General features: G+C 35.6%; 12 protein-coding genes. 8 read left to right on the top strand and 4 right to left on the bottom strand.

Annotated elements, in window-relative coordinates; all coding sequences use genetic code 11:
• The first annotated feature begins 64 nt into the window (after positions 1 to 64).
• The 4 genes from K0U91_RS08330 to K0U91_RS08315 all read left to right on the top strand — a co-directional run bounded on the left by K0U91_RS08330 (position 65) and on the right by K0U91_RS08315 (position 3079).
• Positions 65 to 853, top strand: a complete 789-nt coding sequence (locus K0U91_RS08330; protein WP_220180727.1) for a hypothetical protein — start codon at positions 65 to 67, stop codon at positions 851 to 853.
• A gap of 91 nt (positions 854 to 944) precedes the next feature.
• The gene (locus K0U91_RS08325; RefSeq protein WP_219970268.1) at positions 945 to 1724 is read left to right on the top strand and encodes a DUF6759 domain-containing protein; all 780 of its coding nucleotides are present in this window, start codon (positions 945 to 947) and stop codon (positions 1722 to 1724) included.
• Between the two features lie 96 nt (positions 1725 to 1820).
• Positions 1821 to 2498: a tRNA (guanosine(46)-N7)-methyltransferase TrmB gene (gene trmB, locus K0U91_RS08320; protein WP_219970267.1), complete on the top strand. Its 678-nt coding sequence runs from the start codon at positions 1821 to 1823 to the stop codon at positions 2496 to 2498.
• A gap of 122 nt (positions 2499 to 2620) precedes the next feature.
• The gene (locus tag K0U91_RS08315) at positions 2621 to 3079 is read left to right on the top strand and encodes a DUF6759 domain-containing protein (protein ID WP_219970266.1); all 459 of its coding nucleotides are present in this window, start codon (positions 2621 to 2623) and stop codon (positions 3077 to 3079) included.
• Positions 3080 to 3152: 73 nt separating this feature from the next.
• Here K0U91_RS08315 and rpsB read toward each other — a convergent pair whose 3' ends face one another.
• The 3 genes from rpsB to rplM all read right to left on the bottom strand — a co-directional run bounded on the left by rpsB (position 3153) and on the right by rplM (position 4969).
• Complete coding sequence (rpsB, locus tag K0U91_RS08310; protein ID WP_047445142.1) at positions 3153 to 3920, bottom strand: 30S ribosomal protein S2; 768 nt, start codon at positions 3918 to 3920, stop codon at positions 3153 to 3155.
• Positions 3921 to 4121: 201 nt separating this feature from the next.
• Positions 4122 to 4508, bottom strand: coding sequence for a 30S ribosomal protein S9 (gene rpsI, locus K0U91_RS08305; protein ID WP_219970265.1), 387 nt, complete (start codon positions 4506 to 4508; stop codon positions 4122 to 4124).
• Positions 4509 to 4513: 5 nt separating this feature from the next.
• Positions 4514 to 4969, bottom strand: coding sequence for a 50S ribosomal protein L13 (gene rplM / locus K0U91_RS08300; RefSeq protein WP_219970264.1), 456 nt, complete (start codon positions 4967 to 4969; stop codon positions 4514 to 4516).
• Positions 4970 to 5252: 283 nt separating this feature from the next.
• Here rplM and K0U91_RS08295 point away from each other — a divergent pair, with 283 nt between their 5' ends.
• Positions 5253 to 6359 (top strand): DUF3667 domain-containing protein, encoded by a 1107-nt coding sequence (locus K0U91_RS08295; RefSeq protein WP_220180726.1) that lies wholly within the window; start codon positions 5253 to 5255, stop codon positions 6357 to 6359.
• A gap of 40 nt (positions 6360 to 6399) precedes the next feature.
• Here K0U91_RS08295 and K0U91_RS08290 read toward each other — a convergent pair whose 3' ends face one another.
• The gene (locus K0U91_RS08290; protein WP_220180725.1) at positions 6400 to 6732 is read right to left on the bottom strand and encodes a hypothetical protein; all 333 of its coding nucleotides are present in this window, start codon (positions 6730 to 6732) and stop codon (positions 6400 to 6402) included.
• 232 nt (positions 6733 to 6964) lie between these two features.
• Between K0U91_RS08290 and K0U91_RS08285 the strand changes: the two genes are divergently transcribed.
• The 3 genes from K0U91_RS08285 (at position 6965) to K0U91_RS08275 (ending at position 11775) form a co-directional block, all read left to right on the top strand.
• Positions 6965 to 10312, top strand: a complete 3348-nt coding sequence (locus K0U91_RS08285) for a methylmalonyl-CoA mutase family protein (RefSeq protein ID WP_220180724.1) — start codon at positions 6965 to 6967, stop codon at positions 10310 to 10312.
• A gap of 112 nt (positions 10313 to 10424) precedes the next feature.
• Entirely contained in the window at positions 10425 to 10622 is a 198-nt protein-coding gene (locus K0U91_RS08280; RefSeq protein ID WP_220180723.1) for a hypothetical protein, read from the top strand.
• A gap of 115 nt (positions 10623 to 10737) precedes the next feature.
• Complete coding sequence (locus K0U91_RS08275; protein ID WP_220180722.1) at positions 10738 to 11775, top strand: hypothetical protein; 1038 nt, start codon at positions 10738 to 10740, stop codon at positions 11773 to 11775.
• The last annotated feature ends 19 nt before the right edge of the window (positions 11776 to 11794 follow it).

Here is an 11794-nt window from a genome sequence, read left to right as displayed (position 1 = left end):
TAACCTGCTTTAAAGTCCTAGATAACAAGATATGATGCTTTTCTTATGTAATTTTGCACATTATATGAAGAAAGTCATTACCCTTTTGCTATTAGTTTTCATCGTCAAAATTAATGCACAGATTTTTTCGGGACAGGTATTTTTAAGAGACAACTCTGTTTTGTACCTTAATCAGGTTTATGTGACCAATCTTACAACATATAAAACAGTTCTTACCAATTATAACGGAGACTTTACCCTTCAGGCCAGTCCCGGAGATGTCATTCGCTTCACTTCTATTATTACCGAAAGAAAAGATGTTCAACTATCGCCCCAAAGCCTTAACGTTCGAAATCTGGTAGAGTTAAAAGTTGCGTATCACGACATCCAGGAAGTTGTTATTAGCAGATTCCGGCCAACGGGAAATTTAAGATATGATGTAAATTCTTTAAGAAAAGACGATAAGGCATATGCCTTGAAAAAAGTCATAGGCTTACCCGAACCGAAAGGTGATGGTGCTTCTCCTGTGCTTCCGGTCGCAGATTTCAGAGACGGTGGACTTACCTTCAGTCTCGAAAGTATTTTTGACATTCTTTCCGGCGAAAGAAAAAAGAAACAACGATATGCTGAGTATGAAAGAATGAATAAATCGGTCTCAAATATTAAAAATTATTTAGGAAAAGATTATTTTACAAGATTTAAAATCCCTGAAAATCTGATTGATAACTTCCTCCAGTTTGTTTATACCTCAGAAAATATAGAAATGTATGTACAGTCGAATAATATTGAAGGGGTAAAAATTCCGATTGAGAAATATCTACCGATTTACCAACGAAGATTGAGAAATTCTCATTTACAGGATGTTTTACAATAATACTGTACGTTATGGCATGCTTTATTTTTGTCATAATTTATTTGAAAATTATTATTTTTAAGGAGAAATAAATCCAATCACCAGTTTTATAATGAAAAAGTTACTTTTACTGTTTACCACCCTACTTTTCATCTGTTTTTCTGCCCAGCAAAAAGCAAAAGATTACAGCAATATTCTGAGGAGTAAAAGCATCTATGAAATCAATGCTTTTTTGAGGGACGCTCACCCCGATGATCCACGCAGATCTGTTTTGAAACCAAAAGTGATGGATCTGATGAAAGAATATATCAAAAATGCACCTCCCGGAGACCAGAAGGTAAGACAAATGCAGGATTGGCTGGCTATGCTGAAAAGAAAACCTTCTACTAAAATAACTTTTGACGAAATGAATGCAATTATCAGGAAGAAACAGATTGCGAAGTACGAAAGAGAACTGCAGGTTGGCCAGTCTGCTGTTGTTTATACGCCCAGTTCACCAAAAAACGTTTTCGTAGCCACACCCGCAGTTACTAAAACAACCACTGCGATCGCAGATACTGAAGCATCTGAATTTAATATGCTGATGGCCGACAATCCTGTAGAACATAAGAATAAGACAGTGAAGATACTTAATTCACTTTTTGATAATGATCCCAATGCAAAAGAATGCATTATCATGATTGAAAATAAGTCTGACTGCAACATCATTGTAAGAATAGAAGGAATCGGGAATACAAAATACAGACTTCCTGTGGCTGCTCATGGAGATAATTCTCTCGTAATACAAAAAGGCGACTATCTTTTGACAAGTCTTGTTTGCGGTGCTCAGTATGCTTCCCAAAAAACCATTCAGAAACCACTGATGGTAGCTCTCGGCAGTTCTTCGAAATAGATTTATCTCAAGCAAATTAAGATTTCACGTTTTTTATTAAATGTAAAGCGATTGTAGGGTATTTTCGCTAATTTTGCGAGATTTTAGATTTATAAGATGGGCAAAAACAAATTAGCAAGATTCGCAGAAAACAAAATATTACCCAACGTTATTCAGCCAACCAGAGAAGAGGCCATTAACAGCTTTGGACTGAAGGGAAAATGGAGAGAGAACTTCTTTAAAAACGACCAACCTATCGTTTTAGAATTAGGTTGTGGAAAAGGAGAATATACCGTGGGCCTTGCCAAAACATTTACAGAAAAAAACTTCATCGGAATAGACATTAAAGGTGCAAGATTTTGGTTTGGAGCCAAAGAGGCCATTGAAAATAACATGAAAAATGTTGCATTCATAAGATCTCAAATCGAATTGGTAGATCATTTTTTTTCTGAGAACGAGGTTGATGAAATTTGGATCACTTTTCCCGATCCGCAAATCAAATTTAAACGTACAAAACACAGACTAACCCATCCCGATTTTCTGGAACGTTATAAAAAATTCTTAAAGCCTGGTGGAACTATTCATCTTAAAACAGATTCTGAATTCCTGCATGGTTATACATTAGGGTATTTACAAGGGGCAGGGTACGAAATTCTATCGGCTCACCACGATATTTATGGAGCCTTAGAATATGATCCGAATACTCCGCATTTAAGAGACATAAGAACATATTATGAGGAACTTTTCTCGGCTAAAGGAAAAACGATTACTTATATAAAATTTAGGATCAATTAAATCTTTACTGAATCAAAAAAATAATGAAAGGCTGTAATTTTTACAGCTTTTTTTTGCGAAAGAAAGTAAATTCATTCAAATCTAAAGAATAACATTTAAATTTACACTGAGAAAATATTAATATGATAAAAACTCTTTCAATTTCGACGCTGATTATTTTGTTTCTGACCAATTGCGGAGGTACAATTCAACAGACCAAACAGCCTGCAAAAAAACCTGCGGCACCTGTAATCTCAACTATAGGAACAAAAACCAGTCCTGCTGCGCAAACCGAAATCGAATATCAGACATTAATAAAAACCTATAAATCTGAAACAGCAGATGTTTTAAATGATTTGCTGAACGGCTCATCACAAAACTCCAGGACCTCAATTATTGTGGAAAACCAGTCTGCTTGCAACACGGTTTTAACGATAAGCGGAAATAACTATTTTAAAAAGATACCGATTGGAGCCAAAAAAACAGCATCGGTGATGGCTCCCAAAAATCAGAATTATAATTTTTCCGGGATGATTTGCAATTCGGTTTATCAGAAAACAAAATTTGTCACCAGTTCATATTCAGTAAAGCTATCAAACTGAAATTTTATATAAGACAAAAAAATCCGCTAAACAAGTTTAGCGGATTTTCTATTATTTAAAGATAAATCTTCAATTATTCAGCAGCAGCGTCGAAATCTGCATCTTTATCAGCAGATACTACTTCTCCTTCTTCTTTAGATTTTTCTTTATCAGCTTTTCTCTGAGACTGACCTTCTTTGATAGAATCTGAAACTACGTTTAAGATCATATCGATAGATTTTGAAGCATCATCGTTTCCTGGGATCACGAAGTCTACTTTTCTTGGGTCAGAGTTTGTATCAACAATACCGAAAACCGGGATACCTAATTTCTTAGCTTCAGTTACAGCGATGTGTTCTCTCATGATATCTACAACGAAGATTGCAGAAGGAAGACGCACCATGTCAGAGATAGAACCTAAGTTTTTCTCTAAATTAGCTCTTTGTCTGTCAACTTGTAATCTTTCTTTCTTAGATAAAGTTTCGAACGTACCGTCTTTTTTCATTTTGTCGATAGAGTTCATTTTCTTTACAGCTTTTCTGATCGTAACGAAATTCGTTAACATACCTCCCGGCCATCTTTCTGTAATATAAGGCATATTAAGTTCAGCAGCGTGCTTAGCAACTACTTCTTTCGCTTGCTTTTTGGTAGCTACGAAAAGAACTTTTTTACCTGCAGAAGTTAATTTTTCTAAAGCGCTGCACGCTTCGTCCAATTTAACAGCTGTTTTATGTAAGTCTACAATGTGAATACCATTTTTCTCCATAAAAATGTATGGAGCCATATTTGGATTCCACTTTCTAGTCATGTGACCGAAGTGTACACCAGCCTCTAGAAGGTCTTTTACATTTGCTTTTGCCATGTTTTCTGTTTTTGTTAGTTTACTTTCCGTTTCTTAAACAATCAACGACTTCTTTAGATGGGAGAAGTGTTTGGATGCTAAACGTAACGGGCAATTTGCTTTAGGCTGTAGGCATTAAGCTGTAAGCTTTCAAGCGAGTTAAAAAGTTTAATAAGTTTTTCAAAAAGCCTATAGCATAATGCTTTAAGCTTACTGCAGATCTTAACGTTTTGAGAACTGGAATCTCTTTCTTGCTTTTTTCTGACCTGGTTTCTTTCTTTCTACCATTCTTGCATCTCTTGTAAGTAAACCTGCAGGTTTCAATGCTAATCTGTACTCAGCATTAATTTCGCAAAGTGCTCTAGAAATACCTAATCTGATAGCTTCTGCCTGACCTGTATTACCACCACCGAAAACATTTACGGTAACGTCATACTGACCAACAGTCTCAGAAAGGATAAACGGCTGATTCAATTTATAAACCATCACGTCTGTAGAGAAATAAGTTGCAGCATCTTTACGGTTTACTGTAATAATCCCGGTACCAGGTCTTACATAAACTCTTGCTACAGAAGTCTTTCTTCTTCCGATTTTGTGAACTATAGACATATTAATTATTTAAATTCGTTAATATTAAGTGTTTTAGGCTGTTGAGCTTCATGCTTGTGATCAGTTCCTTCATATAAATAAAGGTTCTTAAACAAAGCAGATCCTAATTTAGTTTTTGGAAGCATACCTTTTACAGATTTTTCCAATACTTTTAAAGAATCTTTGTTTAGAAGTTCTATTGCCGTCATAGACTTCTGACCACCAGGATAACCTGTATGCCAGATATAAGTCTTGTCTGCCCACTTGGTTCCGGAAAGAGTAACTTTCCCAGCATTCAAAACAATAACATTATCACCACAATCTACGTGAGGTGTAAAGTTTGCTTTGTGCTTACCTCTCAAAATCTTTGCAACCTTAGAAGCTAGTCTTCCTAACGGTTGTCCTTCAGCGTCTACCACAACCCATTCTTTATTTGCAGTAGCTTTGTTCGCTGAAACAGTTTTGTAACTTAATGTATTCACACGTTTTAGTTAAAGATTAAACATAATTTTCCCCATAAGGGTGTGCAAAGGTACACATTATTTTTATAATGCAAAAACTTATTTAGCTTTAATAAATCCGCATCTATATATGTTATAAGGTTACAAATCGAAAATTGCTACGCTAAGAATTTAAAACCATCTCAGGATTTAAAAGAAACAAATTAAATCATCACATTAAATAAATGTAAATCTTGCTTTTAATCGGGTAGCAAAAACAGATATATTTTATGAAATAATTATATTTGCGGAAACCAAAAAAACCATGAGCCACGGAAAATTAAGAGTAGATAAAAACTGTCTCAATTGCGGACATATTGTAGAAGAGAGATTTTGCCCGCACTGTGGGCAGGAAAACACGGAAACCAGACAGCCGTTTCATTATCTTTTTACCCATTTCGTAGAAGATTTTACTCATTATGACGGTCAGTTTTGGGGCGCATTGAAAAATTTGGTTTTTAAGCCTGGAAAATTGACCAATATTTATCTCGAAGGCAAGAGACAGAGATTCGTTCCACCTGTGAAATTGTATATCTTCGTCAGTTTTATTACTTTTTTCATGTTTGCACTTTTTCCGATATTCAATTTAAATTTTAATACACAAAATAACAGCGGAAAATCGAAGGATCAAAGTTTTTTAGAAAAAGTAAAAGCTGTTCAGACAAAAAAGATTCTTGACAGTATAAAAGCTGAAAGAAAGCTTACCAAAGAAGATTCGGTAGCGATATCTCAACTAAGCGTCTTAAGCGATTCCGCCAAAATAAGCAATATCGGAGCAGCGTTTGAAATGAATAAAAAATTAGATGACAGTTTCGAATACGACGGCTATAGAACAAGAAAATCTTACGATTCGGCAATAGCAAAAAAACCTTCATTTTTCAATTTTATAGATGTTCCGGTGGCACACAAATTTTTTGAGCTTAAAGAAAACGGGGTGACAAAAGGAGAAATCCTTAAGAATCTAGCGGAAACATCTTTTCACAACCTGCCAAAAGCACTATTTATTTATCTTCCCTTATTCGCATTCTTTTTATGGATTTTTCATAAAAAGAAAAAATGGTGGTATTTTGACCATGGAATTTTCACGCTGCACTATTTCTCTTTCCTGCTGCTAAATATTCTATTTATAATGCTAACCTCAAAATTGGTAAGCTTAACAGACTTTTGGTTAATTGATACACTTTTGTATTTAGTAATTTTTGCATTGTCGCTTTACAGCGTTGCTTACTTTTTTATAGCGCATCACCGTGTTTACAAATCGCACGGATTAATAAGTCTTGTTATCGGATTTATTCTGTTCACCATCAACTTCTTTGCGTTTATGTTTTTGGTGATTATACTTGCTTTAATAAGCTTCCTGATGATACACTAAACGAAAAAACCTTTAAAAAGAGATGACATCCTCTTATTTTTTAATTTCTTAATGATTTGCTGCCTCTGAAACTTGCAATTAAATAATAAGCAACAAAAACCATAGAGAATTTTAGAATTGCCGGAATTGCCAATTTAAGATTAAAAATAAGCGTACCAATTAAAACCAGCAAAGCCATTGCAGCAAAAGAAAAGGTAAGCTTCTGCCATAAGGAGAATTTCGGTGTATCCAGAAAGTAAGACAACCCCCATGCTGAGCCAAATGCTATAGCATAAAAAATCTCCAGCGGGATATTTCCACTATTCATGAAAAAATAATTGATAACGAAACTGAGAACCGTTCCCAAACCGAAATACATCAGTGCTTTTTGCATATCATTTTTATATGGCGCAAAAATAGAGAATTTTATTTTGAATGTCTACAAATTGCATTTTACGGTCAATTTAAAATTATGATCGTATTTTGTACATCTGTCTTACCTCTGAAATAGGAAATATATAATTCAAAGAAATTATCTAAATGATTATAATTCAACAATTTGAATATTTAAAATAAGTTTTTATTTATTATTATATTTGGGAACTTAGAAATTTTCTACAATCAATATGGAAACCCAAAAATATACTCCAACAAACAAAGTAAGAATTGTAACAGCAGCGTCGTTATTCGACGGACATGATGCAGCTATTAATATTATGCGTCGTGTGATTCAGGGAACAGGATGCGAAGTTATCCACCTTGGCCATGACAAATCTGCTGAAGAAGTTGTGAACACAGCCATTCAGGAAGATGCCAATGCAATTGCACTGACTTCTTATCAAGGCGGACACAACGAATATTTTAAATACATCTACGACCTTTTAAGAGAGAAAAACTCTCCGCAAATCAAAATTTTCGGCGGCGGCGGCGGTGTAATTCTGCCAGAAGAGATAGAAGATATCATGGCTTATGGAATCGACAGGATTTATTCTCCGGATGACGGTCGTGAGCTTGGTTTACAGGGAATGATCGACGATTTGGTAAAAAGATCAGACTTCCCAACCGGAAAAGATGTGACGGTGGAAGATTTAGATTTAATCAATTTTGAAAATTCTATCAGCATTGCGAAGATCATTTCTGCAGTTGAAAATTTCTCAGAAGAAAAACCTGATTTGGTAAAAGCGATTGACGAAAAATCAAAAGATTTAAATATTCCAATCATCGGGATCACAGGTACTGGTGGAGCCGGAAAATCTTCTTTGACAGATGAATTGGTAAGACGTTTCTTACGTTCCAATACAGATAAAAAAATTGCAATCATCTCCATTGACCCTTCGAAAAAGAAAACGGGAGGAGCCCTTTTGGGAGACAGAATTCGTATGAACGCGATCAATGATCCAAGAGTTTATATGCGTTCGATGGCGACGAGAGAAAACAATGTTTCTGTCTCGCCTTTTATTCATTCAGCTTTAAATGTATTGAAATTGGCTCATCCCGATGTGATCATTTTGGAAACTTCAGGAATTGGACAATCGGGATCAGAGGTTTCAGACTTTGCGGACGTTTCCATGTACGTAATGACTCCTGAATACGGAGCTTCGACGCAGTTGGAAAAAATCGACATGTTAGATTATGCAGATTTAGTGGCTTTAAATAAATCTGATAAAAGAGGTGCTTTAGATGCGCTTCAAGCCGTCAGAAAACAGTTTCAGAGAAACCATCTGTTGTGGGAAAGTCTGTTAGATGATATGCCGGTTTACGCAACAAAAGCTTCTCAGTTCAATGATCACGGAACAACTGATTTATACAATAGATTAGTTGAGAAAGTAAACGACAAGTTTTCAGATTTAAGTTTACAAGGTTTTGTTGAGCAGGAAGTTTCTGAAGATATTATCATCATTCCTCCAAAAAGAGTGCGTTATCTTTCTGAAATCGTTGAAAATAATAGAATTTACGATGCCAATGTTGAAAAACAAGCCGAATTAGCAAGAAAAATGTATCACATTGAAGGCGTGAAAAAATTCCTTTCCAATGAAACTTTAGAGTCTGAATATCAAAAAGCAGAAAAAGACCTTCAACAGGAAAATATCGACTTCCTGAACAATTGGGAAGATACTAAACAGGCTTTCAAGGCTGAGTTTTATTCATATTTCGTTCGTGGAAAAGAAATTAAAGTCGAAACCTCAACAGAATCTTTATCACATTTAAAAATTCCAAAAATCTCTTTACCGAAATATACCGATTGGGGCGATTTGATCAAATGGAAAGGTCAGGAAAATCTTCCGGGAGGATTTCCTTATACAGCAGGAATTTATCCTTTCAAAAGAACCGGAGAAGATCCTACAAGAATGTTTGCCGGAGAAGGAGGACCGGAGAGAACCAACAGAAGATTCCACTATGTTTCTGCGGAAATGGATGCAAAACGTTTGTCTACAGCGTTTGACTCTGTAACTTTGTACGGTCAGGATCCTGCTTTACCACCAGATATTTACGGTAAAATCGGAAATGCTGGAGTTTCTATCGCAACATTGGACGATGCTAAAAAATTGTATTCAGGATTTGATTTGGTGAATGCGATGACTTCCGTTTCAATGACGATCAACGGACCAGCTCCGATGTTGTTGGCTTTCTTTATGAATGCTGCAATCGATCAGAATGTTGAGAAATATATCGCTGAACACAATCTTGAAGAGAATGTTGAAAAAGCTTTAAAAGCAAAATTCGACGACAAAGGTTTGGAAAGACCAAAATATAACGGTGAATTACCTCCTTCAAACAATGGATTAGGTTTAAAACTATTAGGAATCACGGGAGATGAAGTGATTCCTGCTGAAGCTTATGCTGAAATTAAAGCTAAAACAATCGCGACCGTTCGTGGTACCGTTCAGGCTGATATTTTAAAAGAAGACCAGGCTCAGAATACTTGTATTTTCTCTACTGAATTTGCTCTAAGATTGATGGGTGACGTTCAGGAATATTTCATCACCGAAAAAGTGAGAAACTTCTACTCGGTTTCTATTTCAGGATATCACATTGCAGAAGCGGGTGCGAATCCGGTTTCTCAGCTAGCATTTACATTGGCAAATGGTTTCACTTATGTTGAATATTATTTGTCAAGAGGAATGGATATCAATGATTTCGCACCTAACTTATCGTTCTTCTTCTCCAACGGTATCGACCCTGAATATTCAGTGATCGGACGTGTAGCAAGAAGAATCTGGGCAAAAGCCATGAAACTGAAATACGGCGCAGACGAAAGAAGCCAGATGTTGAAATACCACATTCAAACTTCTGGTCGTTCGCTTCACGCTCAGGAAATTGATTTTAATGATATCAGAACAACTTTACAAGCACTTTACGCAATATATGACAACTGTAATTCATTGCACACCAATGCTTATGACGAGGCGATTACAACTCCGACTGAGCAGTCTGTAAGAAGAGCGATGGCAATTCAGTTGATTATCAATAAAGAATTAGGATTGGCGAAAAACGAAAATCCGCTTCAAGGTTCATTTATTATTGAAGAATTAACTGATTTGGTGGAAGAAGCTGTTTATGCGGAATTTGACAGAATTACAGAAAGAGGTGGTGTTCTTGGTGCGATGGAAACAATGTATCAACGTTCAAAAATTCAGGAAGAATCGATGCATTATGAATGGTTGAAGCATACAGGAGAATATCCGATCATCGGGGTAAATACTTTCCTTGGAAAAGATGGTTCGCCAACGGTTCGTCCGGGAGAAGTGATCCGTTCTACTGAAGAGGAAAAGCAGGTTCAGATTGAAACGCTTCATAATTTCCAACAATCAAATGAAGATAAATCCGAAGCCGCTTTAAAAACATTACAATACGCTGCCATCAATCAGCAGAATTTATTCAATGTGATGATGGATGCTGTGAAATACTGTTCGCTTGGGCAAATTACCAATGCTTTGTTTGAAGTGGGTGGTAAATACAGAAGAAACATGTAACACCAGGTCTGAAGTCAATGATTGACTTCTACCTGTAAAAATCATTTATAAATCAAACCTCAAGGAAATTTCTTTGAGGTTTTTTGTACTTTTACTTTTAAGAAAAATTAAAATGAAAAGTTTTATCAGAATAATATCAGCAATTTATTTATTGGGATCTGCTATCTCGTGTAAATCTTATCCGATGGGGGTTCTTCAACAAAGCGATGTCAATAGAAATTCTGAAGAATTGCAAAAAAGACATGCTGCTGAACGCGAAAAAACAGAGGTTAGTCATCTAAATAATTTTGGAAAACCACCAAGCAAATAGCTTAATTTAAACTTTGTCACTATCGAAAACCTTCAAAAAATTTCCTGAGATTTAATTTTTCAATGAACCACATATTCACACAATGATGTATTTTTGCCATTATAAAAAGATAACGATGAAATACACTTTTAAAAATATTTTCGTTTTGGCATTTGCGGTTCTGGCATCATTTGCCGATGCTCAGAAAAGAACTGAGGATTTCTCGATAAGCTTTCCGGATACGAAGCTTGAAAAAAGTTATTATAAAACAATACAACTCATTGATGCCAGAACAGACACGACTTCATTAGGAATTGTTCAGAAAGGCGCATTTAACAATAAGGCAAAAGTGGTACCTGTTACAAATCTTTCAGACCAATTTCAGAATCTTCTCAACCATATAAATGGTGAAAATACTGAAGACGGTACTATTGTAATGTATCTTAAACAGCTTTATTTTGCAGAACTCACCGGTGCATTCAGCGAACATGGGTATTGCTATTTCCAGGCATATCTTTTTGCAAAAAATGATGACGGAACCTACTCATACCTTGATAAAATAGATTCTGTAATAGACCATTCTTCTATGGATGTTACGAAAGCTACAATGAAAAAAGGCAGTGAGATGGTAAGCGATTTTATCAGCAAAAATATTGTGGTCAAAGCAACTCCAAACGACCTGTACACCTTAGAAGATGTAAAAAACTTTGATCAGATTGAAAAACAAAAACTAAGTCTGTACAGCACGACAACAATGAAAGAAGGAGTTTACATGAATTATATTTCCTTTAAAAACCAGCAGCCTGAAAAAGAATTGACCAATGTAAAATTCTACGGAAAGTCTCCAAAAATCATGACGATATATGAGACAATCGACGGTAAAGAGAAAGAAATCAAAAAAAACAGCACGTATGCTATTGTCTATCAAGGAACTCCATACATTTATATTCCTGTGGAAAATCTTTATACAAAAGCAGAAAAAAGAGATGGTGACTTCTATTTTACAGGAAAAATAAAATCTACGGCTAAAACCGGTGATGTCGTACTTGCTTCAGCTTTTTTCGGAATTATCGGCGGTTTAATCGCATCGGGTCCTGCTTCTGTGCCATTCGAATTAAAACTAGACTATCTCAACGGCGGTTTTGTTCCTATCAAAGAAATTGAAAAAAAGTAACAGATCAATCCTCCTGCGA

It is taken from the genome of Chryseobacterium sp. LJ668 (assembly GCF_019613955.1).
In the GTDB taxonomy this organism is placed as follows: domain Bacteria; phylum Bacteroidota; class Bacteroidia; order Flavobacteriales; family Weeksellaceae; genus Chryseobacterium.
Note: the sequence above shows the minus strand (reverse complement) of the source record. Positions and strands in the feature narration are given on the sequence as shown.